This is a genomic window from Draconibacterium orientale, assembly GCF_900111425.1.
Lineage (GTDB): Bacteria > Bacteroidota > Bacteroidia > Bacteroidales > Prolixibacteraceae > Draconibacterium > Draconibacterium orientale.
Window position 1 is genome coordinate 146,534 of sequence record NZ_FOHT01000003.1, and the last position, 25,222, is coordinate 171,755.

Below are 25,222 nucleotides of genomic sequence, written 5' to 3' on the forward strand. Positions count from 1 at the left end.
GCGTTTGAACTTACCATTTTTCATAGCAAAACGATACCTGTTCTCGAAAAAGAAACAAAATATTATTAACATAATATCATGGATTTCGATGGCCGGAATTGTGGTGGGTACCATGGCCATCATCATCATCGTTTCGGTGTTAAACGGTTTTACCGATTTGATTGGTGTGTTTTACAGCGACTTCGATCCCGACATTAAAATATCGTCGGTTGAAGGGAAAATGTTTGATCCCAATACGATTGATATTGAACAAATTAAAACCTTGCCCGATGTGGTTTCGTATGCCGAAGTGGTTGAAGAAGTGGCCTTGCTACGCTACGGAAAACGCCAGTTTGCAGCTACCATTAAAGGCGTTCCCGATAATTATCCGGATTATACCAACATCGATAAACTGCTGATTGAAGGCGAATATTACCTGAAAAAAGACGGCATTGATTACGCTGTGGTAGGGCGCGGAATTGCCAATAATCTTGGCGTTGGCGTATCTTTTCTCGATCCGCTGCATATTTATGTGCCCAAAAAAGGAAAACAGGTATCGTTGAATCCATCGCGAGCTTTTAACCACAGTTATCTGTTTCCGTCGGCAGTGTTTGCTGTGCTCGAAGATGTGGATGCCAAATACATGCTGGTATCGAAAGCGTTTGCCACAGAGCTTTTTGACAGTGGAAACGACATTTCTGCGATTGAACTGGCCATTACCGATGGGGCTGATGTTGATGCCATTCAGGATAAACTGGAAGAAATTGTGGGAGCCGGGTTCCACGTGAAAAACAAAGAGCAGCAGCACGACCTGGTTTTTAAAACCATGAAATCAGAAAAATGGGCCGTATATTTCATCCTCGTCTTTATTTTGCTGCTGGCTTCCGGAAATATGATCGGCAACCTAACAATGCTTTATATCGATAAAAAAGAGGATATTGCTATTTTGGGTAGCATGGGACTTCCGGCACAACAAATCAACCGGATTTTTCTCTACGAAGGCTGGCTAATTTCATTGGCTGGAGGTGTTTTAGGTACCATTCTGGGCGTATTTGTATGCTGGCTTCAAATTACGTTCGAGTTGGTAAAATTACCCGGTGCCGGTGGTTCCTTTGTTATTTCGGCTTACCCGGTCCATATCATTTTTACCGACATCATTTTGGCATTCGCTGCCGTATTAATCATCGGATTTATTGCCTCATGGTACCCGGTTAAATTCATGTCGAACAAACAATTAGCACCTTCAAATATCAGCTAACTCACGATTTTTCAAAACTGACTTTCCTTAGATTTTCGCGCGTATTTTTGTTTTAACTTGCACCTGATAACAGCTAACAAGTTATATGTAAAATGAAAGCGATTGTAAAAAGTAAACCTGAAAAAGGCATTTGGATGGAAGATGTTCCGATGCCAACTGTCGGACCCAACGATATTCTTCTGAAAGTACGAAAATCAGCCATTTGCGGCACCGATTTGCACATTTATAAATGGGACGAATGGGCGCAACAAACCATTAAAACGCCGGTAACTATTGGCCACGAATACATGGGAACTGTTGTTGAAGTAGGCTCGGAAGTTGACCGCGTAAAAGTGGGTGAGCGCGTTACCGTTGAAGGCCATATTTCGTGTGGTTTTTGCCGGAATTGCCGACGCGGCCGCCAACATATTTGCGACAATACCATTGGTATTGGTGTAAACCGCGATGGTGGTTTTGCCGAATATATTTCTGTTCCGGCGAAGAACGTTCTGCACATCGATCAACGAATTTCGGATGAAATGATGGCCATTATGGATCCGCTGGGCAATGCCACACACACGGCACTTTCGTTTCCTCTGTTGGGCGAAGATGTATTAATTACCGGAATTGGCGGGCCAATTGGAGCCATGGCTGCTGCCATTTGCAAATTTGCCGGTGCACGCAACATTATTGGTACCGATTTAAGTAAATACCGCCGCGATCTGGCCCGAAAAATGGGAGTTACGCGTGTTATCGATCCTACCAAAGAAAGCATTAAAGAAGCCATGGAAGTACATCACATGGTAAGTGGTTTTGATATTGGTTTGGAATGTTCGGGTTCGCCAATTGCCTTTACCGACATGGTAAACCACATGTACAACGGCGGAAAGATAAGTTTGCTTGGTTTGCTGCCCGAACGCACTCAAATCAACTGGAGTAAGCTCATTTTTAAAGGATTAACATTAAAAGGAATTTATGGCCGCGAAATGTACGAAACCTGGTACCACATGGAAATGATGCTGACCACCGGCCTCGATATTTCGCCCGTTATTACCCACCGTTTTAAAGCCGACGATTACCAGGAAGCCTTTGAAATTATGGAATCAGGCGACTGCGGAAAGATCATTTTGGATTGGGAATAAAAGAATGATGAATGATGATTAACGAATGATGATTTCGGAAGTAAAGAGTCAGTACATAAACTCTGCACGTATTTCAATTCTTAAATCAAAAATCGTTAATCATCATTCGATATTCTAATTTGTTCCACGTGAAAAATCATCAGGTGTTTCGGGAAATTTCCTGATAAACAGCAGAAAAACTACCTTTGCAGAAAATTAAACAATTTGAAAGAAGGATTAGTAATAAAATCGACCGGTAGCTGGTACACCGTTGAGGATGAAAACGGAAATACCTACGAATGCAAAATAAAGGGCAAATTTCGCATTAAAGGAATTCGGAACACAAACCCCGTTGCCGTTGGCGATCGTGTGGGATTCACGCTCCAAAACGTTTCTGCCGACGAAAATGTGGCGCAGGTTGGTTTGATTACCAAAATCAACGAACGCAAAAATTACATTATCCGGCGTTCTATTAATCTTTCGAAACAGGCACATATTATTGCTGCCAATATCGACCAGGCTGTTCTGGTAGTAACCATGCAATACCCGGTTACCACTACCACTTTCATCGATCGTTACCTGGCATCAGCAGAGGCCTATCGCATTCCGGTAATGATTGTGTTTAACAAAGCTGACCGCTATAACGAAGACGAAACAGAAGAGATGGACCTGTTGATGCAGATCTATCGAAATATCGGCTATAAATGCCTTAAAACGTCGGCTAAAGAAGGAACCGGTATCGATGAACTTAAGGAAGCTTTAAAAGATAAAACCAACGTAATAAACGGCCATAGTGGCGTTGGTAAATCAACACTCATCAACCTTATTCAGCCGGGTTTGAATCTGAGAACCATGGAAATTTCCGATTCGCACAAAACCGGAAAACACACCACAACCTATTCGCAACTGTTTAAGCTGAATTTTGGCGGGTACATTATCGATACGCCGGGAATTAAAGCTTTTGGTGTTCTGGAAATGGAACCCTGGGAGATTTCACATTATTTTGTTGAGATATTTAAATTTTCGGAGCACTGCCAGTACAACAATTGCTCGCACACGCACGAACCCGGTTGTGCCGTTAAAGAGGCCGTGGAAAACTATCAGATCGCCCCTTCCCGATTCAGAAGTTATTTAGGCTTACTGGAACCGGATGATAAACACCGACCGGCATTTTAAGCCAAAAAGAAAGGCGCAGGTTGAATCAACGAGCGCCTTCAGCAAAATATTTTTATTCTTCTTTTAGTGATCTCTAAAATTCCATTTAGAATTGTCGCTGTTAAAATCAAATTCAGCAAGTGTAGGTGTACTGTCTCCTGAAGAAACCAACGCCAACTTCTTAGTTGAATTTGGAACCACCTTAGGCATTATTCTGTAGGTTCCGTCAATTAATTGCTCAATTCTCCACAATTGCTCGTCGGCACCCGTAAATTCCGGAACGGCAATTACTTCTGCTTCTGCTGTAGCTGCCAGGGCGCGTTCTGTACCTTCAATAACTATTTTATAGTATGGCCCGCCCAGGTATCCGCCGGCTTCTGGTACGGCTGTAATGGTCCATCGCTGGTGCGGACGGAACATGTAATCACCAATTCTTACGCCAATATCTCCTGCTGGCCAGGTGTCAATCACATCTTCTAAAGTTTGCGATGGAATGGGTTCAACCGGTTTATCTGCATCTTCCCAAAACCGGTGTGTTCCACGTGGCATACGTACAAAATCAACCACCAACTCCAAAGCATAACCTCTTCTTTCCGATTCAATTTCGTAAGTTCCTTCTTTGAACGGATCGCCGGCAACCGGCCAGTCGTTTTTCCAAAGTAACGGGCGAATACCCAGTACACTGCGGCCACTCCGATCTAAATCAGCTTCAAAATGGCACGACATTTTTTGCACGCCTTCATCAATATTTATTAATCCGAAATGCCCCGGACCGGTAACTCTTCCGCCTGCAGCAATAACCATTTTACCACCACCTTTAAGCATTTCCCGTCCCATATTATCAACATAAGGGCCGGTAACTTTTTTCGAACGGCCAACTACGATATTGTAGGTAGAATTGGCACCATCGCAGCAGGTTCCGTGAGTACCCAGCAGGTAATACCACCCGTTTCGGTACATCATTGTGGTGGCCTCACAGTCGATGGCAATATCTATTGCTTCATTGCCTTCAACGCGCTTCCCGGTTTCGGGATCAAGCTCGATTAGGCGAATAAAGCCAAAATAAGTTCCGTACGAGCACCATAAGCGCCCTGTGGTTGGATCGAGCAACAAGCCCGGATCAATGGCATCATTATCTTCCATTCCTTCCGAGCGAACCACTTCAATAGGCTCTGAATATTCAAAATCAGGAGAATTTGGATCGAGTGTTTTGTTCCACATGGTCAGAATTCGTCCGTTGTGTCCACCTCCCAGGCCACCACCGGTTGCACCATAAACTACCAAGTAACGATCGCCGATTTTCATGGCATCAGGAGCAGCACCGCCACCGGGGCGAACTCCCCCACCGTTCCATACCCAGCCATCTTCGGATATTAAACCGCCTCTACCTGTTCCAAAAGTATAATACTTTCCGTCGCATTCCATTATTGTTGAAGGATCGTGTATATATGGTTTCCCTACTTGTGCCATTACTATTTCGCAGAATAACAGCGATAAAAGAGCTATTGAGCCCAATATTTTGATTTGTTTCATCTGTTTAAATTTTTTTGATTTCTGAATGTTCAAAAAATTTGAATACATTCAGGAACTCACATAAATTTTAATCATTCTTGTTTGTGAATTTAGAATGAGGAAAATTCATGTTCGTTTCATAATAATTTCGATTCAATTAAGATTTAACTTGTTTGACTAAACAGTTTTATTCACAGGTAATTGTGATGTTTTTGATTGGTTCGCCCTTTTCATCGAGGAAACGAACACAAAAATCGCTCATTCCCGGACCGTTGATTACAACGCCGCGAACAATATTTTTCCCCTTTTTAAGTGTTAGTCGCGGCGATACAGCATCGTCCATCACCATACGTCGGTCGCCCGAAAGCAGTAATGTTTCTTCGCCGTTTAACCACCACATCGATGCTGAGTTTGAGCCCACTGCCATGCGCACATTTTCCATGTCCTCAGGCGCGTTAACAACGGTTACAGCCCAAAATACCACTCCGTAAATGGGTTTGCTTAATCCATAAGCAAAACGGAATAATTTAACGTTAAAAAGTTTACTGTCCAAAGCATGCCAGGCCAGTTCTGTATCGCCAACTTTTACAATGTCTCCATCCTCAGGAAGAATTGTAAACTGATTGGGAAAATAAAGCGTATCGAAAGCTGCACGAAGGTAACTGTCGGTAAAAACCGTATTGCTACGATTTGGCTTGCTAATTGGCTCTAACAGTAACCAACGTTGAATGAATCCATCAGCATCCGGGATACTTTTTTCAAGCGATACCGGAGAAAAATAAGCATCAATACTTCTTCCTGTAGTATCGGTTAAAGCCGGATCGTCCATTTGACGTCCAATACTTCCTGGCTGGGCTTTTAATTCGGAACCAACCAAAATAAAAAGGCTGAGCGCCAATAGAAATGTTTTTTGTTTAAAGTTCATAATTACATTTTTACTTAGTTTAAGATTTATTTTTTTTATTAATCAATTTCGCGAATGGTCATTATTCCATTACTCCATATTTTCAAGTATGGAAACAGAGTACTTTTTTTTCAAAATTAAGACGATGTCAGTTTTGGGATTTTAGTTTTTGAATATTTGATTTCTATTTTTACACATATTTCGTCATTTCCGGGAACAAAAAGACGCTTTGACACTGCAAACTGAATAACTGACTATTGCCAATCGAACCATTTAAATAATCCTCCACCGAAAACGGAGAATAATCATTCTCTCGCTTTTGATTAATAGATATTAAATCGAATTTACTATTTATAAAAACAGAAGTTTAATCGTATTAACATAAAATTTAGGAATTGCTCTAAACCCAATTGTGTCTTAACAAATCATATCGAAGAAAACTTTTTCTGAATCTTGAGGGTGGTTATTGCAGTTGTAAACAAAATCTGATTCTTTAAAGAATCTGTACCTGATCGGAATTTCTAATAGATAATATCTATTCTGCTGCCTTTATAAATCCACCACCCACCAATCTGTCGTTATGATAAAAAACTGCGGTTTGTCCGGGTGCAATCATAGCCTCAGGTTCTAATAATTCGACCTCAGCCACAGTGTCGTTTAAAATATGCAAATTACAGCGGGTTTCCTGAAGCCTGTAACGTACCTTTACTATCAATTCTTCACTAGAGCCAACTATCTCTCTATCATGTATATAGTAATTTTCAAGAAGGAGTTTGGAGCGATATAAATCATCGTATTTTGCCAACACAATTTCGTTGTCATCTAGACGAAATTCGGCCACAAATAGCGGAAAATTCAGATTTAGGCCCAATCCGCGACGTTGTCCGATGGTGTAATTGAAAATTCCCTTATGCTTGCCCAAAATGTTCCCGGTTTGATCAACAAAATTTCCGGGTTGCGATTTTATGCCTCTCTTTTTTAAAAATTGCCGGTAGTCATTTCCCTCAATAAAACATATTCCCTGGCTGTCTTTTTTTTCCGACAAGGATAAAAAACCTTTTTCCCTGGCAATATTCCGGATCTCCGTTTTTTTAAATTTACCTAAGGGGAAAATCAGTTTATCGATTATTTCGAGAGGTAATCCCCATAGAAAAAACGACTGATCCTTTTCCGGATCTTCACCCTGAAAAAGATATTTCTGACCATTATAAATTCCGGTTTTCACATAATGGCCGGTAGCGATTGAATCGCAATTCATGGCATTCGCGTATTTATCCAGGTATTTAAATTTCAGGTTAGGATTACAATACGCACACGGAAAAGGTGTGCGTCCGTTTATATATTCGTCGATAAAATATTGAATTACGTATTCTTCAAACTCACTGCGCAGATCAACAGTAATGTGTTGAATGTTCAGGCGATCAGCTAAATCCCTTGCCTCTTTTAAAAAGTGATGATTTTGATCATCGGTACCACTAAAAAGAAAGGTAACTCCAATTACCGTATAGCCCTGTTCCTGCAAAAGCATCGCTGAAACAGAACTATCAATTCCCCCACTCATCCCCAGCAAAACACGTTTATTCATTTCAATTGAATTGTAAATCTTTAATGGTATTCAATAAACTCACTAATAAGTATTGGTTTGATTAAGTGATTGAATTCGTTGTATTATTCCTTTTCTTTCTGAAAATAATCGTACACAACCCGTGCTTTGGCCTTCCCAATTGAAGCTTCCAAAGCGTCGAGCTTTTGTAGTTTTATCTGCTTTACTGATTTGAAATCCTTCAATAATTTTTCTGTAGTCTTCTCCCCTATTCCATTTATATTACCTAATTCGGATTTTATAAATGATTTGGAGCGTTTATCGCGGTGAAAAGTAATTCCAAAACGGTGCGCTTCATCTCTTAAATGCTGAATTACTTTTAAGGTTTCGGAGTTTTTATTGATGTACAGCGGAACTGAGTCGCCCGGAAAATAGATTTCCTCCAGTCGTTTTGCAATACCAATAACCGTTATTTTACCACGTAGTTCCAGCTTATCCATAGCTTTCATTGTAGCCGATAACTGGCCCTTTCCGCCATCAACAACAATAAGATTGGGCAATGGTTTGTTTTCTTCTTTCAAACGCCTGTAACGCCGGTAAACCACCTCCTCCATCGAGGCAAAATCGTTTGGCCCTTCAACAGTTTTGATGTTAAAATGCCGGTATTCCTTTTTTGCAGGTTTAGCATTTTTAAACACCACGCACGCTGCAACAGGGTTTGTTCCTTGCAGGTTGCTGTTATCAAAACATTCAATTCGCTCGGGTAATTCCTTTAATTGTAAATCCTTTTTTATGGTATTTAATATACGATCAGTTCTGACTTGAGGATTTTTAAGCACAGCTTGTTTGTCCTTTTCCAGACGAAAATACTTTGCATTACGCTTCGAAAGGTCTAATAATTGCTTCTTCTCCCCTCTTTGCGGCACCCTGAAAGTGACGTTTTCAATCACATTTTCCAGTTTAAAAGGCACCAAAATTTCGCGTGCGTTACTAAATATTTTCTGCCTTATTTCAATAATTCCAGCCAAAAGAAGCTCTTCCGTATTCTCATCCAAACCCTTTTTTATCTCCAAAGTAAAGGTTTGTATAATGGCACCTTTTATAATCTTCAGGTAATTGATAAAGGCGAAGTTTTCATCCTCCTCAATAGAATAAACATCAACATCTGTAATAACAGGAGAAACAACCGTTGATCGGCTCTGATAGCGCTTCAGCGAATCGTACTTTTCTTTGATTGCGGCAGCTTCCTCGAAATTTAAATTTTCCGCCATATCGGCCATCATTCCTTCCAGATGCTTAATAACACCCGAAATATTTCCCTTTAAAATATCAGCAATATCAGCAATTCCCTGGTCATATTCATCTACTGAAACATACCCTTCACATGGTCCTTTACAATTACCAATATGATATTCCAAACACACTTTATACTTTCCTGACGCAATATTTTCGGGTGATAAATTGTAATTACAGGTGCGTAATTTATATTCCGACTTAAATAATTCCAGCAGTGTTCTAACGGTATAAATTGAGGTGTATGGACCAAAATATTTTGAACCATCGCGAACCAGATTTCTGGTTTTAAAAACGCGTGGAAAAGCTTCGTTTTTGATACAAATCCACGGATAACTTTTATCGTCTTTTAAGCGGATATTGTAACGTGGCTGATATTTTTTAATCAGGTTGTTTTCCAACAGCAAAGCATCCTGCTCGCTTTCCACCACCATGTGCTTTATATCGGCGATATTGCGCACCAATAAAGCTGTTTTCCGGTGATCGTGATTCTTTGTAAAATACGAAGAAACCCGCTTTCGCAGGTTTTTCGCTTTTCCGATGTAGATTATAGTATTCGTTTGATCTAAATACTGATAAATACCGGGCTTATTCGGCAACACCGATATAAGCGTTTTTAAGTGATCAATATTCTTATTTTCGGTCTTATATTTCAATTACTGATATTTTACCAATACCTGAGTTTCGTATTCTTTAAGTATTGATTTATTAGGTGTATTAATAAATTCCAGATCGCAAATAAAGCTAAAGTAAATATTTTCAACACCACATCTTTTTGCCAGATTTAATGCCGCAACAGCAGTTCCCCCGGTTGCCAGCAAATCATCGTGAATCAAAACCACATCGTTTTTCTCCAACGCATCGCTGTGCATTTCTACACTGTCAACACCATATTCCAGCTCGTAAGATTCACTTAAAACGGTACTTGGCAATTTTCCTTTTTTACGTATCGGAACAAAACCAGCATCGAGACGATCTGCAATTGCTCCGCCAAAAACAAAACCACGGGCTTCAAGACCAACAACTTTTGTAATCCCTTTCTCTTTAAAATTCTCTACGATTGTATTAGTAACAAACCTTACCGCTTCTTTATTTTTAAAAAGCGTTGTCACATCTTTAAAACTTATCCCCTCTTTCGGATAATCTGGAATTTCGCGTATTTCTCTTTTTAAATCCATTTTACAAAATTGTTCCACGTGAAACATTATCGCCCCAAAAGAACCAATAAAACGTTTATATCAGCTGGTGACACACCTGATATTCGTTTTGCCTGTCCTATTGTTTTTGGTTTTATTTTATCTAGCTTTTGACGTGCTTCTGTGGAAATTGATTTTAACTCGTTATAATTAAATTTATTTTCAATATTTATATTTTCAAATTTATCCAACTTTTCTGCCAGTTGCTTTTCGCGATTAATATATCCTTCGTATTTAATCACAATTTCGGCTCCTTCTATAATTTCTGTTTTTCTGGCCTCCGTAACCCGTTCCAGAAATGTTTTAAACGGGGTGATTACTTCAATCAAATCAAATATTGAAATCTGAGGGCGTAAAATAAGGTCGAATAATTTAACTCCCTGCTTTAATTCAGAAGTACCTTTTTCTGTAAGTAATTGATTTACAAAGCGTGGCTTAACCGAAAAATCTTTTGCGTAAGCAATAATTTCCTGAATTAAGGCTGTTTTTTCCTGCAACAAATTAAGACGTTCTAGCGAAGCCAGACCCAATTTATACGATTTTTCGGTTAAACGGATGTCAGCATTGTCTTGACGGAGTAAAATTCTAAATTCTGCCCTACTGGTAAACATTCGGTAAGGTTCATCTACTCCTTTTGTTACAAGATCGTCAATCAATACTCCAATGTAGGCTTCGTTTCTTTTTAAAACAAAAGTATCGTTATTTCCTGCCGATTTTAAATGCGCGTTTATACCGGCCATTATTCCTTGCGCCCCTGCTTCCTCATATCCGGTTGTTCCGTTAATTTGTCCTGCGAAAAACAAATTGTCGATAATTTTGGTTTCCAGGGTATGATTTAATTGAGTAGGATCGAAATAATCGTATTCAATTGCATAACCAGGACGGAATATCTTTGCCTTTTCCAAGCCGGCTATTTTATGTAAACCTTTTAACTGAACCTGCCAGGGAAGTGAGGAAGAAAAACCATTTAAATAATACTCGATTGTATTTTCTCCTTCTGGCTCTAAAAACAACTGATGTTTTTCCTTTTCAGCAAAAGTTACCAGTTTGGATTCGATACTCGGACAATAACGTGGTCCGGTACTTTGGATAGTTCCATCGAACATTGGTGAATCCTCAAATCCTTCCTGTAGCTCGCTATGCACTTCGGAACTGGTATGTGTGATCCAGCACGAACGCTGTTTCAATTTTGTTTCGGTACCAGGCAAATAGGAGAATTTATAGTGTCCGGTATCGCCCTTTTGTTCCGTAAGTTTCGAAAAATCAATGGTTCTGCCATCTATACGTACGGGTGTCCCGGTTTTCATTCGGCCGGTTTTAAAACCAGCTTCCAGTAACTGTTCTGAAATGTTGTATGATGCGGCTTCTCCAATACGTCCACCGGCAAGCTTTTCCTGCCCTATATGCATTAAACCGTTTAAAAAAGTGCCATTGGTTAAAACAACCGTATTCGATTCAAACTCGATACCTATTTTGGTTTTTACACCTTTTACCTGTTTATCTTTAATTATTAGTTGAATAACAGCATCTTGCCATAAATCAAGATTATCAGTGTTTTCCACAATGTTCCTCCATTCTTCAACAAAGCGAAAGCGGTCGTTTTGTGCACGTGGACTCCACATTGCAGGTCCTTTCGACTTATTAAGCATACGGAACTGAATAGTAGTTTTATCGGCCAAAATACCTGAATAACCACCCAATGCATCGATTTCGCGTACAATCTGACCTTTTGCAATTCCGCCCATAGCCGGATTACACGACATCTGACCATATTTGGTCATATCCATAGTGATCAGTAATGTTTTCGATCCAAGGTTTGCAGCTGCTGTTGCTGCTTCGCATCCGGCATGTCCTCCCCCAACAACAATTACATCATATTTCTCCATCATACCTTCAGTGCTTTAAAATCTATTTTTGCAAGATAAAACTCTTCCATTTTTGTCATCTCCTCTTGCTCTTCATCGGTTTTATCTTTATATCCTACTAAATGCAGAACTCCATGCAGAACAACACGATACAATTCTTTTAATTGCGAAATACCGTAATTTTCTGCATTTTCGTTAACTCTGTCGAGACTTATAAATAAATCGCCCGAAATTACATTTTTCTCTACGTAATCAAAAGTTATTATATCTGTATAATAGTCATGATTAAGATATTGTTTATTCATAGCGAGCAAAAACTCGTCGGAGCAATATACAATTGTAAGTTCTCCAAGTTCATACTTTTCATTGATGACAAGACTTTCAATCTGATTTTTTAGAAAATCTTCATGAAACGATATCGCTTTGATATCTTCAAAATAAAATTCTATTGATTTCATTCACAGACAATATGGAAACTTAGACTGTTTCCTTTTTTATTAAATACAACATTTTGGGCAATACTTTTAATAATATGTATTCCACGCCCTGTTTCGTTTAAAAGATTATCCTTATGAGTCGGATCCGGGATGTTTTCCACATCAAATCCCTCTCCTTCATCAGTAACCCGAACATGAATAAGATGGCTTTTACAATCAATGGTAAGTTCTACAGTTTTTCTATAGTCTTCCTTATTACCATGAACTATAGAATTTGTAGTAGCTTCAGAAATACATAAAAATACGGAGTTAAAGCATTTTTCAGGCATATTATGAAAATTAAAATGTGCCCTTACAAATTCTTCCACCTTTTTTATTTCTTCACTTACCGACCTTATTACCAATATATTGGGTGGTTTATTTTTCACTCTGGTTTTGTATTTTATTTAAATAATCTTTGTATTTTTTGTTGTAAAAGTTATTTAATGTATTTGAATTTCGGTTTAAATACTCAATGGTAAAATTCTCTTTTTCCTTATACTCAAAAAACTTAACAGGGTTACTGTAGAAATCGTCAGCACTTTCCGATTCACGCTTATCTTCGAATTCGCGTTCTGTTTCGGCCCTTTCAGCTTCGAGTAAGCGGGTGGTTATAAGGTTCTGACGGGCAATGGTTTCGGCGTTAATTGATTTATTCATCAACTCCCTTCTGTTTTCTTCAAGCATCTGATCGATTTTTTTTAACGTTTCCTGTGCCTGGCTACCAACCTGGCCGTTATTCATTAAGTCGCGCAGCATTTGCTGCATCATCTCGTGCTGCATCAGGCTCTGCCCCATTTGTTTGCTTAATCCCTGCGAATTTCCGTTTTTCATTTGCTCAATCATCTTCTGCAACTGTTGTTTTATACTTTCCGATGATTCTTTAAGGTCCTGCATTCCGCTCCCCATACCTCCGGGATTTTCGCATTGTTGATCGCCCGGCTGTGCATTTGCCATCTGTTTTTCCAGCTGCTCTAACGATTCGTTTAATAAAAGCGCCAGATTATTTATGGCGGTAATTACAAATTGCTGACTACCTCTGGCTTGCGGAAACAAACCTTCCTCCAGTTGTTCGCCCGATTTTGTCAGGTTTAATTCCATGTTCACCAACTCATTGTTTATCATACTTGAGATTTGTGGTGTACGTTTCGCCAGAGCATACAACGAATCTCTTACAATTTTACTCTGGTCTTCAATGCGTTTTTGTTCTTTATTCAGTTCGGTTAACCGCGGATCTTTTGCACTAATACTACTTAAGCCGTTTAATACATCTTCCTGATTAAACGACAAAAGCACGAGATTATCTAAAATTTGCCGTAGATTTTGTATGTTCTCCTGGTTTTGCTGCATGCTGTTCATGTCGAGCATTTGCTGCATGGCAAACGCGGCATTTTTCATTTGCTCCGAAGTTTTCTGAATACTTTGGCTCGACTTTTTACGGTTCTTTTTCTCCAGGTTTTGTTTACTTTCTTCCGAACTGTTTTGCATTTCCCTAAATTCCTCGTCAAAATCATCAAAACCAATTGGTTTCTCCAATTCTTTATTCATTTCCAGCGTTTCACCTAACCGTTTTTCCAGCTCATTCAGTTTTTCCTGATGTTCGTTTACCTTTTCGCTTATTTCTTCAAAATTCTTCTCCTCGCTTACCTCCCTGGCCATGTTCTCCTCTTCCCTGGCCAATTCATTCATCTCATCGGTAATCTCCTGCAGTTTTTGCTCTACCTTGAACTTCTTCAGCATCTCCAGGTTTCTATCCAGTTGTTTCTGCAAATCGTCCATGGTTACGTTCATATCCCGGCTAAGTTCGTTCAGCTTTTTACTGTCGAATTCTTCAGCCAGCTTATTGAATTCATCCATTAATTCTTGCAACTCATCGGTAAAAACTTCTTTAAGCAATTCCTCTATTTGCTTTTGTTTTTCAATTATCTCTTCTGAGTTATCATTAAACGAATTCAGGTAATTATTTAGCTTTTTATTATCCTGTTTTATTTTATCGTATAGTTTTTCCAGTTGATTTTGCTTTTGTACAATGTCGTTAACCATCTGCGATTTTTCCCAGTCAGAAGTGTTGGTATCCATATTTTTAATCTGCAGATTTTGCAAATTCTTCTGGATTTCTTTCGATAACTGCTGGCTTTCGGCAATCATTTTTTCCAGGTTTTCGAACTGCTCTTTTTCGTTGGCTTCCAGCTCTTCTTTATCAGGAAATACAAAAGTATAACTATCAGAAGTAGTGGTTTTATAACCGTTTATTACATCGTTATCCGAAACCGAAAAGTAGTACGAAATAGCTCCTTCCGAACCGACATCGTTAAAATCGTAACTAAAATAAAACTCCTGATCGCTAATATTCCCCGAAAATGGCAAAGCTATAGCGGTATCTTCGTTGGCCATATTGCAATGAAAATTTAGCCCTGAAAAACCATAGTCATCGCCAATTACACCTTTAAAAAAGAAACGTGTTAAACGTGTTGAATCTTCAATACGCATTACCTCAATATCCGGGTAAATATCCGGTATCACATCAATATTGTACGATAGCGCCAATTCTTCGTCAGTAACTTTATTACGTATATAAACATTGTAATTACTTGATTTATAAACCGTTTTTTCTACTTCAAATAGTTCTTCGTTTTCAGTTGCAGTAACCCGAATGGAGTCGTTAAACATCAAAGCCAGCGAGTCAACATCGATTCCTGTGAACTGCCATTTTAAAATTGTTCCACATGGAACCTGCACATCTCCGATGTTCTCAAGCAGCTGCGATTCGCTTAATGTATAGCCTGGCGGATTTACATTAACGGTAAATGAATTAATACCCGGTTTAGGCAGTAATTGCAAGATATAAATATCTGATTTATAATTTAAATCGGTAAAATAAAATGAAACCGGATTGATCACTGAAGCCATTTCAAATTCATATTTTCCGGTTTCTGTTGTTTTCATCAGGTAATTATTACCTTCTATATTTATATATACTACTTGTGGAATTTCATCGCCTTCGGCAATAACTTTCACTGTATAGGGGTCTCCTTTTTTAACTTTTAAACTTCCGTTTGTTAAGTGAAAAGAAAAAGGAGCCGGTTTAACAAACTCCTGGTTGTAATGTACCAAACGATTTGTTGAATCTGTAAAAATGTTTTTATTGGCTAAGAATATTCCAGAGGCGATTAAAATACTAAATATCAGATAAATAGAAACAATTTTAACATTCTTATACTCAATGGCTTCGTTAAAATCGAACACTTTTAACTCATCAATTTTCTGATCGATACTGGCAATTAACAAATCGTTGGAATACTTTTTATCGTGCAAACTCGATAGTTCAATGATATTCAGTAACTTATCTTTTATATCGCCAAAATGTTTTTGAATCAGTTGAGTGGATGATTTCAGATCGATAGGTTTTAAAATATGTAGTAAGCGGAATAGTGGAATGAGAATAAACTGCGTACTTACCAAACCAGCAAAAATAAGGTAGCCGTAAAAGATGACCTTACGTGTTAACGATGAAAGGTAAATATAGTATTCAACTACTGAAAATACTGTGTATAAGGTAATTAACAAAACAAAAACCAAAGCTGTCCCTCTAACCAACCTATACAAGCCATATTTAAACCTGAATGCGTTTAGTTTATTAACAAGTATGTTGAAATTTTCTGTCATTCTGCTTAAAGTTCTTATTTCTCAAACGTTTATTATTTTCACCAATTGTTAATAATTGTGGATAAACATGTCAAAAAAACAAAAGTAATCTTTTAAACTAATTTTTGTATTCTTCAGTTTTTTCATCATATAATTTCGCATTTCAAAAACCGTCGTTAATCTTACAGAATTTTGATGCCCGTTTATTCACAACAAATACACCTGTTAAAAACGTCAGTTCTCTTTCCACTTTTACTATTAACAGTTGTTAAAAAGAAAAGTTATATAGTTACCAAAGAACAAATTAACCTGTGAAATAGTTGTTGAAAACAGTAGGGCAAACATGTTTACAGTTTCTGCATAATTGGTAAAAAATAGTAATTAACAATTACCAACAGGATATAATAACTAGTATTAATTTTTAAATTTGTTTAATTATTAATAATAATAGAAGAAGATTGGACATACTACTTGTAGAAGACAACCTATTAAATCAAAAGGTGGTTATATTTAATTTGAAGAAATATAACTACAACGTTACTGCAGTTACCAACGGACCCGAAGCAATTGAGCAGGTAAAGCAGCACGCCTACGATCTGGTGTTAATGGATATTATGCTTCCCGAAATGGACGGCTACGAAATTACCGCGGCTATTCGCGATTACGAAACCGCAAACGCCATTGAAAACCCTGTTCCCATTATTGCTATAACGGCTAACACGCTCGACAATGATCGTGAGCGCTGTTTTAACGTAGGAATGAACGAGTATTTATCAAAACCCTTTACAGCTGCCCAGCTTATTGAAAAAATACGCATCTTTATTCCCGAATAAGAGTTAGTGCTGATGGATGGATTAGATATTAGAGGAAATTCATATACGGATACCGAAAGAGAGCTGGATAAGCGGTTACGCCCTTTACAATTTGATGATTTTAGCGGACAAAAACAAATTGTTGAAAACCTTGAAATTTTTGTAAAGGCAGCGCTTTTACGTGGCGAAGCTCTGGATCATGTTTTACTGCACGGACCTCCGGGACTGGGTAAAACAACCTTGTCGAATATTATTGCCAACGAACTGGGAGTCGGGATAAAAATCACTTCCGGACCAGTATTGGATAAACCAGGCGATTTGGCGGGCTTATTGACCAACCTTGAAGAAAACGATGTGTTGTTCATCGACGAAATTCACCGCCTCTCCCCTGTTGTTGAAGAATATTTGTATTCGGCCATGGAAGATTTCCGTATCGATATAATGATCGACAAAGGACCGAGTGCACGTTCGGTACAAATAGAGCTGAATTCGTTTACGCTGATTGGAGCCACTACCCGGTCGGGATTATTAACGTCGCCTTTGCGCGCACGTTTTGGTATCAATTCTCACCTGGAGTATTATGATGGCGATATTTTAACGCAAATCGTTAAAAGGTCCGCAGGTATACTAAATGTGGAGATAAGCGACGAGGCGGCTCATGAGATAGCTTTCCGGAGCCGTGGCACTCCGCGTATCGTAAATTCATTGCTGCGTCGTGTTCGCGACTTTGCACAGGTAAAAGGTAATGGTACCATTGATATGGATATTACGCGTCATGCTTTGTCGGCTTTAAACATCGATAAATACGGCCTGGACGAAATGGATAACCGAATTTTAAAAGCTATCATCAATAAATTTAAAGGCGGACCGGTGGGAATTACAACCATTGCAACAGCCGTTGGCGAAGATGCCGGAACCATTGAAGAGGTGTACGAACCGTTTTTAATAAAAGAAGGTTTTATAAAACGAACACCTCGCGGAAGAGAAGTTACTGATTTGGCCTATAAACATTTAGGTCGCGTTCGGTACGGCGACTCCCCTAGCCTTTTTTAAGGCTGGAATGACGAATTTCGATTAACGATTTTAGATTTATGATCGGAAAAGAAGTAGACAGTTTCAATTGAAGGATACTTCTAAAATCTACATTCGTTAATCATCATTCGAAATTCTTTATTTTTCTATGAATTTTACTTCGAATAACATTGGCCACAGTTTTCCGGTAACAAACATGCGGTCGTTTTCGGCATCGTAGGCAATTCCGTTTAACACATCAATGCGGTCGCTCGCCTGGTGATACATATCGATTAAACCTTCCATGTTTATTTCTTCCAGAACTTTACCGGTTTTGGCATCAATTTTAACAATAAAGTTGGTGGTATAAATGTTGGCGTAAATAATTCCGTCAATGTATTCCAGCTCATTCAGAACATTCATATTTCCGCGGTTATTGGCCACTTGAACGGTTTTTACAATTGAAAAATCATCCGGATTCAACCATGTTAAAACATTGGTTCCATCACTCATAATCAGGTTGGTTCCATCGTTTGTCAATCCCCATCCCTGCTCCGATTTGTAAGTAAAACTGTCGATTACGGCAAAGGTTTCCAGGTCGTAAACAAAACCTTTTTTGGCATGGTAAGTAAGCTGGTAAATTTTACCGTTTAACAGGGTTATTCCTTCGCCAAAATACTTGTCTTCCATGTCAACAGATTGAAGAGGCTTACCGGTTTTAATGTCAATTTTCATTAATTTCGAATGGCCGGTTTCACCTGTTCCTTCGTACAAATAACCATTGTAATATTCCAATCCCTGGGTGTAGGAAGTTTTTAAATGCGGATACTTTTCAATTACCTGGTAAGTGAGTTGTTTTGGGGCAATATCCGAGATTACATTAATCGTTTTTGTTCGGCTGTTTTTTAATCCGTCGTTTTTTTCAGCATCTACTTTAAAACTGGTGTTTCCAACCTGATCCAGTTCCACACCGGCAATTTCAAAATTCAGCTCGTTGCTTTCTTTCAGTAATTCGCCTTCGTAGTAAACTTTTACCGATTTTAGCTCGCCGTCGCGCAGTTTGGTTTTAATCTCTAAAGTTACTTTATCGCCTGAGGTGTATAGTTGTTTACCCGGTTTTATACTAATGCTACTCACCGGTTTTCGCGGGCGTTTGTTCGATTTATTCGAGCACGAAAAAAAACTCACAAGCAAACAAAATATAAGTACTATCGGGAAAAGATTTCGCTTCATTACACAGTAATTTTTGATTTCAAAGATAAAACATATTGTAAAAGATTCTTTTGTAGAAAAGCATCAACGCAAATGATTTTATCTTTGCCTAAAAATTCAACAATTGAATCCTTTTAAGAAATTAGCAAGCGATACAGCTATTTACGGGGTAAGCAGCATTGTGGGCCGCTTTTTAAACTGGTGGCTTGTCCCCTATTATTCGTTTATGTTTTTGCCGGGCGAGTATGGCGTGGTAACCAACATGTACGCTTATGTGGCATTTTTACTGGTGTTACTCACCTACGGAATGGAAACCTCGTATTTCCGTTTTGCCTCGAAAAGCGACGAACCCGAAAAAGTGTATTCCACATCGATGGTATCCTTGTTTTTTACCACTTTTTCGTTTGTGTTGCTGGCGGCAGCTTTTCGAAATGAAATAGCTGCCTGGATTCAATATCCCGATCACCCGGAGTACATTTTGTGGTTTGCCATAATTTTAGGTGTCGATGCGTTTACAGCCATTCCTTTTGCACGGCTCCGTTTAAAGAACCGGCCTATAAAATTTGCCTTTATTAAACTCGTTAACATTGGTTTTAATATTGGTTTTAACCTGTTCTTTATTTCGTTGTGCCCAAGGATTTTAGCTAATAATCCCGATTCAATAATTTCAACTATTTATTCAGCCGATATCGGTGTGGGTTATGTCTTTATTTCCAATTTGCTGGCTTCGCTGATTACCTTGGTTTTACTGCTTCCCGAAATCTTCAGAATCTCCTTTCAGTTTGACAAGAAGCTGCTAAAACAAATGTTGAGTTATGGTTTCCCGATTTTGATAGTTGGATTGACCGGAATGGTGAATCAGAATATCGATAAAGTGCTGATTCCGTTTTTGGTGCCTGAGAATCAGGATCCGATGTTTCAACTTGGTATTTACGGTGCCAACTACAAACTGGCGGTGCTGATGAATATGTTTATTCAGGCGTTCCGATATGCATTCGAACCTTTCTTTTTTGCCCGCGAAGGATCAAAAGACGACCCAAAAATATATGCCGTTGTAATGAAATACTTTGTCATTTTCGGACTAATCATTTTCATCGGAATGGTATTGTTTATCGATGTGCTAAAAGGTATTGTCGATGCGCAGTACCACGAGGGATTAAAAGTGGTGCCCATTGTATTAATGGCCAACCTTTTTTACGGTATGTATTTTACGCTATCGTTATGGTATAAACTAACCGACAAAACGCGATACGGTGCTTATATGGCTCTAATTGGTGCCACAATTACGCTGGTTTTAAACTTTGCCTTGATTCCGGTAATGGGTTATATGGGATCGGCAATTGCAGTGTTTGTCTGCTTTTTGGTTATGCTGGTCATCTCCTATTTTCTGGGGCAAAAACATTTTCCGGTGCCTTACGATCTCAAACGCATAGGCAGCTATTTTTTGGCGGCCATGGTAATTGTGAGTATCGCTCAATTTACGCTCGATTTACAGGTAATACTTAAATATTCAATCAATTTAGTGTTAGCACTGGCTTTTATTGTGCTGGTTTTTAAATGGGAAATAAACGAATTAAAGCGATTTATACCCTTTATAAATAAGTCGTAATAGGAAGAATATTAATTGGTTACAACTGGTTTTATTCGCTGTTGTTTTCTCCTCATTCAACAAATATTAGGAATAAATGAAATAAATATCAAAAAGTATTAATTTTGCACAAATGAAGAATTTAGAGGGAAAAGTAATAGCGTTGGCAAGCGACCATGCCGGATTTGCAAAAAAACAGGTAATTATCAAATTTTTGAGTGATAACAATATCGCTTTCAAAGATTTTGGATGTTACACCGACGAAAGCGTGGACTACCCTGTTTATGCTCATAAAATGGGTGAAGCCATTGAAAGCGGTGAATACGAAATTGGTATAACTTTTTGTGGAAGTGGCCAGGGAATTAGTATTGCTGCAAACAAACATCAGGGCGTACGTTCGGCGGTTTGCTGGAAAGAAGAAATTGCTGCATTGGCGCGTCAGCACAACAATGCAAATGTGTGTGCAGTGCCCGGTCGTTTTGTAAGCGATGAAGAAGCCATTGCTATTGTTTCAACTTTTCTGAACGAAGATTTTGAAGGCGGACGACATGCCCGCAGAGTAGATATGATTCCTCTTGAGAAATAAATGACAGCGCATAAAAAAATATTTCTGAAGGATTCGAAAATTGCTTTTGATAAAAAACACCGGAAGACCTTAAATTTTAATATTTCGAAATACGACGAAGCCGTTGCCAAAGGCAAACTTCGTTACCGGAATATGGATTTGGCCAAACACCGTGCTTCTTATCTCAAAAAGAAAGTAGTTTCCAATCTTGCGCATTATCTCGAAACATTTGAAACCAATGCCAAAAACAATGGAATTGAGGTCGTTTGGGCACGCAACGGCAACGAAGCTTTTTCGGAAATCATAAAAATTCTGACCGAAAATGAGGCAAAGCTTTTGGTGAAAAGCAAGTCGATGATTTCGGAAGAAATTGAACTGAACGAAAATCTGGAGAAAGCTGGTTTCGAGCCGGTTGAAACCGATCTGGGAGAATTTATCGTTCAGGTGGCCGGTGAAAAACCGTATCATATTTTAACGCCGGCAATGCATAAATCGAAAGAAGATGTTGCCGAGCTTTTTCACGAAAAATTTCAAACTCCCGAGGATTCAACACCAACAGAATTAACCAATTTTGTTCGAAAAGTATTGCGCGAAAAATTCACTTCGGCAGAAGTTGGAGTAACGGGTGCTAATTTTTTGGTGGCCGATGTTGGTGGAGTGGCACTTACCGAAAACGAAGGCAACGGTTTTATGTCGGTAGCCTTCCCGAAAGTGCATATTGTAATTGCCGGAATTGAAAAACTGATTCCGTCGATTGGCGATTTGCAGCTGATGTTTCCCTTGCTTTCAGCCTTGGGAACCGGACAACAGGTTACAGTGTACAATTCGCTGATAACCGGCCCAAAACGCGCTAATGAAGCCAACGGACCGGAGAAAATGGTGGTGGTTTTGCTCGATAATAACCGCACAAAAATTGCTGCAGAGCCAAAACATGTCGACGCGCTGAAATGTATTCGCTGCGGTGCTTGTTTAAACGCCTGCCCTATTTATAAAAATGTGGGTGGATACACTTACAACACCACTTACAGCGGCCCCATCGGATCGGTAATAACGCCTTTTATGAAAGGCTTTGATAAATACAATCATTTAAGTTTTGCCTGCACGGTTTGCGGGGCTTGCACCAATGTTTGCCCGGTAAAAATTCCGCTGCACGACTTGTTGCTTTTAAACCGAAAAATTGCGGTTGACGAAAACCACGGAACTTTCGCCTGGAATAAGGGAATGAAAGCATACGAATGGGCATTTAAAAAACGAAAAAACCTCGATCGGGTAAACGGGAAAGTAAAAAATACGCTGCTAAAAGCCAACAAAAATGTATTGGGAAAACAAAAGAAGTTTCCTGCTTTTGCAGAGCAATCATACAGTAAAACAATCTTAAAGTTAAAATAGATGCTATCGAATACATGCAAATATGCACTCAGAGCGTTGATTTATCTCGGTAAATTTTCGAAAGAAGACAAGCGCGTTGGAATCAAAAAAATCTCGGAAGATTTGGGTTTATCGTCACCGTTTTTAGGAAAAATCCTGCAAAACCTGGTAAAACAAAAATTGCTGGTTTCAACAAAGGGACCGAATGGCGGTTTTTCACTTTCGCGCGATGCGTCTGAAATTTCGTTGTGGGACATTGTAATTAAAGTTGATGGCGAAGAGTTTTTCACCAACTGCCTGATCAGTTTAGAGCCGTGTAAAACACACGATCCGTCGAAACCACTTTGTCCGGTACACGCACAATACGAAAAGTTACGTCAGGATATTTCGCATTTTTACAAAACCACTTCGTTGGAAACGATTGGAAAAGACATCGACAAATACGAAGATCTGGTAAAACTATAGTGCAGGAGAAACTCTAATCGCGGAAGATTAAAAAAAGCGTTCCAGCCACTTTTTATTTACAAAGAGGGCATAAAAAAAGGTGGCAAACGATAAACCGGCGGCATTGGCCCAAAGGTCGTAAACATCGCTGTGGCGGCTTGGCGATATTTTTTGCTGAACGTATTCAAGCACAATGGCAGCAACAAATGTCAACAGCGGTGTCCAGAAATAAAAGTTTGGAGTAAACTGTTTTACCGGCCTGAAGCTGAGCATACAAAGGATAAAAAACATCCCGAAATGAACGATTTTATCGAAATTCGGAATTTGTAAAAATGGTTTGCTTGGTAGTTGGCTTGCCGGCACAAAAAGCAGGTAAAGCATTATAATAAACCAAATTGCAAGTCTCCAGTAGGGATCTATCTTCATGTTTTCAATTGTTTAAATCTAAATTTTTCAGGTCTCGTAATGGCAGGTATTTACATTCATATTCCTTTCTGTCGTCAGAAATGTTATTACTGCGATTTCTACAAAACGGTAAATACTTCGTTGCAGCACGATTTTATCAGCGCCCTGAAAAACGAGGCTAAAGTACGTAAAAACTACTTGAACGACGAAACGGTTGAAACCATATATTTTGGCGGTGGTACTCCGTCGGTGCTTACGGCGCCCGAAATAGCCGAAATACTGGCCGTGCTGAATGATGAATTTAAAGTTAATTCGGATGCCGAAATAACTTTTGAAGCCAACCCCGACGACTTGAGTAACGATTACCTGAAAGCCTTAAAACGAGAAGGAATAAATCGATTAAGTATCGGAATTCAGGCTTTTCAAAACCGGCATTTGGAAAAAATGAACCGCCGCCACAATGTTGCGCAGGCTGTTGAAGCCATTGAAAATGCAGCAAAAAACGGCTTCACGAATTTAAGTGCCGATTTGATTTACGGTCTCCCCGATTTAACGCCAAAAGAATGGGAAGAAAGTTTGAACCAGATGTTCAGGCTCCCGGTAAAACACCTGTCGGCCTATCATTTAACCTATCACGAAGGAACCGCCTTTTACACCTGGCTAAAAAAAGGAACATTAAAAGAGCTGAAAGAAGCTGAAAGTGTTGCGCAGTTTAACACACTGGTAGATCTGTCGATTGCCAATGGTTTCGAGCATTACGAAATTTCAAACCTGGCAAAAGACCAACTTTATTCGCGCCACAACACAGCCTACTGGATGGGCACCAAATACCTGGGACTGGGACCATCGGCACATTCGTTCGATGGTGTTTCGCGGCGCTGGAACGACTCCAGCGTTGAGGCTTACATAAAAGCACAGGCCAACAATCAAACCTATTTCGAGGAAGAAAAACTGAGCGAAAACGATCAGTACAACGAGTACATTTTAACGCGCATTCGCACCAAATGGGGCGTATCGGAAAGGGAGTTGGAGAAACGTTTTGGCTCTGAAAAGGCCAACTACTTTTCCCGTCAGTTGGCCAGATACAACAATACCGGTGTACTGCAAATCAACAACGAAACTATTACACTCACCCGAAAAGGGCTTTTTGTTTCCGACGAGATCATGGCTGATCTCATGATTATATAGTCTTTGCAAGAAAGCGCCAAATGCTGCGTTACTCTCGGTTTGAAAACGGTCGATTACGAAAGTAAACTCCCTGATTTCCAAACCTTCGAAAGCCTTGCCTTTGACGCTTTCTTATCAAAGCCAAAGAAATAGCTGAGTTTTCTGGTAGGCACTATATAATTGTTATCCAAATAGTTGATTCAGTTCTTCACAATCATAAATCTTGTTAAACCTACTGAATGGACGCATTATTTATCTATCTTAGCGGTTCTTTAAAAAAACAGATTGATGCAGGTTAAAATCGTTAATAAATCAAAGAATGAACTACCGGCCTACAGTACCGCGTTTTCGGCCGGAATGGACTTACGCGCAAATCTTGATGAACCGGTGGTTTTAAAACCGCTTGAGCGGAAACTGATACCCACCGGATTATTTATTGAATTGCCACAGGGTTACGAAGCCCAGGTACGTCCGCGTAGTGGTTTGGCTTTGAAAAAAGGAATTACGGTTTTAAATACGCCCGGAACAATTGATGCCGATTATCGCGGAGAAATTGGCGTTATTCTCATCAACCTGTCACAAGAGGATTTTGTTATAGAGAACGGAGAACGCATTTGCCAAATGGTTATTGCCGCACACGAAACTGTGGAATGGGATTTGGTAGAAGTGTTGGAAGAAACAGAAAGAGGAGCAGGTGGCTTTGGCCACACCGGAAAACATTAAC

22 protein-coding genes are annotated in these 25,222 nt (G+C 39.2%); 11 read left to right on the top strand and 11 right to left on the bottom strand.

Features of this window, described 5'->3' with window-relative positions; all coding sequences use genetic code 11:
* Positions 1–4 precede the first annotated feature (4 nt).
* From BMW53_RS03285 to rsgA, 3 genes are all read left to right on the top strand, one after another.
* Positions 5–1,237 (top strand): ABC transporter permease, encoded by a 1,233-nt coding sequence (locus BMW53_RS03285; RefSeq protein ID WP_038557291.1) that lies wholly within the window; start codon positions 5–7, stop codon positions 1,235–1,237.
* A gap of 92 nt (positions 1,238–1,329) precedes the next feature.
* Positions 1,330–2,358 carry an L-threonine 3-dehydrogenase, zinc-binding type gene (gene tdh / locus BMW53_RS03290; protein WP_038557293.1) on the top strand — a complete coding sequence of 343 codons (1,029 nt, stop codon included), beginning with the start codon at positions 1,330–1,332 and terminating at the stop codon, positions 2,356–2,358.
* 204 nt (positions 2,359–2,562) lie between these two features.
* Positions 2,563–3,513: a ribosome small subunit-dependent GTPase A gene (gene rsgA / locus BMW53_RS03295; RefSeq protein WP_038557296.1), complete on the top strand. Its 951-nt coding sequence runs from the start codon at positions 2,563–2,565 to the stop codon at positions 3,511–3,513.
* A 63-nt stretch (positions 3,514–3,576) separates the two neighbouring features.
* Here the strand turns inward: rsgA and BMW53_RS03300 are convergent, their stop codons facing one another.
* The 9 genes from BMW53_RS03300 to BMW53_RS03340 form a co-directional block, all read right to left on the bottom strand.
* Positions 3,577–5,025, bottom strand: a complete 1,449-nt coding sequence (locus BMW53_RS03300) for a family 43 glycosylhydrolase (protein ID WP_038564236.1) — start codon at positions 5,023–5,025, stop codon at positions 3,577–3,579.
* Positions 5,026–5,191: 166 nt separating this feature from the next.
* Complete coding sequence (locus BMW53_RS03305; RefSeq protein WP_038557299.1) at positions 5,192–5,929, bottom strand: hypothetical protein; 738 nt, start codon at positions 5,927–5,929, stop codon at positions 5,192–5,194.
* 514 nt (positions 5,930–6,443) lie between these two features.
* Positions 6,444–7,493, bottom strand: a complete 1,050-nt coding sequence (mnmA, locus tag BMW53_RS03310) for a tRNA 2-thiouridine(34) synthase MnmA (RefSeq protein WP_038557302.1) — start codon at positions 7,491–7,493, stop codon at positions 6,444–6,446.
* An 83-nt stretch (positions 7,494–7,576) separates the two neighbouring features.
* Positions 7,577–9,400, bottom strand: coding sequence for an excinuclease ABC subunit UvrC (uvrC, locus tag BMW53_RS03315; RefSeq protein WP_217642873.1), 1,824 nt, complete (start codon positions 9,398–9,400; stop codon positions 7,577–7,579).
* A complete protein-coding gene (locus BMW53_RS03320; RefSeq protein WP_051568155.1) occupies positions 9,401–9,922 on the bottom strand; it encodes an adenine phosphoribosyltransferase in 522 nt (173 codons plus the stop codon).
* A 26-nt stretch (positions 9,923–9,948) separates the two neighbouring features.
* Positions 9,949–11,829 (bottom strand): tRNA uridine-5-carboxymethylaminomethyl(34) synthesis enzyme MnmG, encoded by a 1,881-nt coding sequence (gene mnmG / locus BMW53_RS03325; protein WP_038557306.1) that lies wholly within the window; start codon positions 11,827–11,829, stop codon positions 9,949–9,951.
* Positions 11,826–12,263, bottom strand: a complete 438-nt coding sequence (ybeY, locus tag BMW53_RS03330; RefSeq protein ID WP_038557309.1) for an rRNA maturation RNase YbeY — start codon at positions 12,261–12,263, stop codon at positions 11,826–11,828. The genes mnmG and ybeY overlap by 4 nt, the downstream gene beginning before the upstream one ends.
* Positions 12,260–12,670 carry an ATP-binding protein gene (locus BMW53_RS03335; protein WP_038557313.1) on the bottom strand — a complete coding sequence of 137 codons (411 nt, stop codon included), beginning with the start codon at positions 12,668–12,670 and terminating at the stop codon, positions 12,260–12,262. Before BMW53_RS03335 ends, ybeY begins: the two co-directional genes overlap by 4 nt.
* The gene (locus BMW53_RS03340) at positions 12,660–15,947 is read right to left on the bottom strand and encodes a DUF4175 family protein (protein ID WP_038557316.1); all 3,288 of its coding nucleotides are present in this window, start codon (positions 15,945–15,947) and stop codon (positions 12,660–12,662) included. The genes BMW53_RS03335 and BMW53_RS03340 overlap by 11 nt, the downstream gene beginning before the upstream one ends.
* Positions 15,948–16,384: 437 nt before the next feature.
* Between BMW53_RS03340 and BMW53_RS03345 the strand changes: the two genes are divergently transcribed.
* Both BMW53_RS03345 and ruvB read left to right on the top strand, forming a co-directional pair.
* Positions 16,385–16,759 carry a response regulator gene (locus tag BMW53_RS03345; RefSeq protein WP_051567702.1) on the top strand — a complete coding sequence of 125 codons (375 nt, stop codon included), beginning with the start codon at positions 16,385–16,387 and terminating at the stop codon, positions 16,757–16,759.
* Positions 16,760–16,771: 12 nt separating this feature from the next.
* Positions 16,772–17,791 (top strand): Holliday junction branch migration DNA helicase RuvB, encoded by a 1,020-nt coding sequence (gene ruvB, locus BMW53_RS03350; protein ID WP_038557320.1) that lies wholly within the window; start codon positions 16,772–16,774, stop codon positions 17,789–17,791.
* Between the two features lie 117 nt (positions 17,792–17,908).
* On the opposite strand, the gene BMW53_RS03355 is transcribed toward ruvB, so the two are convergent.
* Positions 17,909–18,982, bottom strand: a complete 1,074-nt coding sequence (locus BMW53_RS03355; protein ID WP_038557330.1) for a glutaminyl-peptide cyclotransferase — start codon at positions 18,980–18,982, stop codon at positions 17,909–17,911.
* Between the two features lie 103 nt (positions 18,983–19,085).
* Between BMW53_RS03355 and BMW53_RS03360 the strand changes: the two genes are divergently transcribed.
* From BMW53_RS03360 to BMW53_RS03375, 4 genes are all read left to right on the top strand, one after another.
* A complete protein-coding gene (locus BMW53_RS03360; protein WP_038557332.1) occupies positions 19,086–20,570 on the top strand; it encodes a lipopolysaccharide biosynthesis protein in 1,485 nt (494 codons plus the stop codon).
* Between the two features lie 112 nt (positions 20,571–20,682).
* Positions 20,683–21,135 (top strand): ribose 5-phosphate isomerase B, encoded by a 453-nt coding sequence (gene rpiB / locus BMW53_RS03365; RefSeq protein ID WP_038557334.1) that lies wholly within the window; start codon positions 20,683–20,685, stop codon positions 21,133–21,135.
* A complete protein-coding gene (locus tag BMW53_RS03370; protein WP_038557337.1) occupies positions 21,136–22,503 on the top strand; it encodes a lactate utilization protein B in 1,368 nt (455 codons plus the stop codon).
* Positions 22,504–22,947, top strand: a complete 444-nt coding sequence (locus tag BMW53_RS03375) for an RrF2 family transcriptional regulator (RefSeq protein ID WP_038557340.1) — start codon at positions 22,504–22,506, stop codon at positions 22,945–22,947.
* A 27-nt stretch (positions 22,948–22,974) separates the two neighbouring features.
* Here the strand turns inward: BMW53_RS03375 and BMW53_RS03380 are convergent, their stop codons facing one another.
* Positions 22,975–23,352 (bottom strand): VanZ family protein, encoded by a 378-nt coding sequence (locus BMW53_RS03380; protein WP_038557343.1) that lies wholly within the window; start codon positions 23,350–23,352, stop codon positions 22,975–22,977.
* Between the two features lie 39 nt (positions 23,353–23,391).
* Here BMW53_RS03380 and hemW point away from each other — a divergent pair, with 39 nt between their 5' ends.
* Positions 23,392–24,519, top strand: coding sequence for a radical SAM family heme chaperone HemW (gene hemW, locus BMW53_RS03385; RefSeq protein ID WP_038557347.1), 1,128 nt, complete (start codon positions 23,392–23,394; stop codon positions 24,517–24,519).
* A gap of 267 nt (positions 24,520–24,786) precedes the next feature.
* Complete coding sequence (dut, locus tag BMW53_RS03390; protein WP_038557350.1) at positions 24,787–25,221, top strand: dUTP diphosphatase; 435 nt, start codon at positions 24,787–24,789, stop codon at positions 25,219–25,221.
* Position 25,222: the final 1 nt, after the last annotated feature.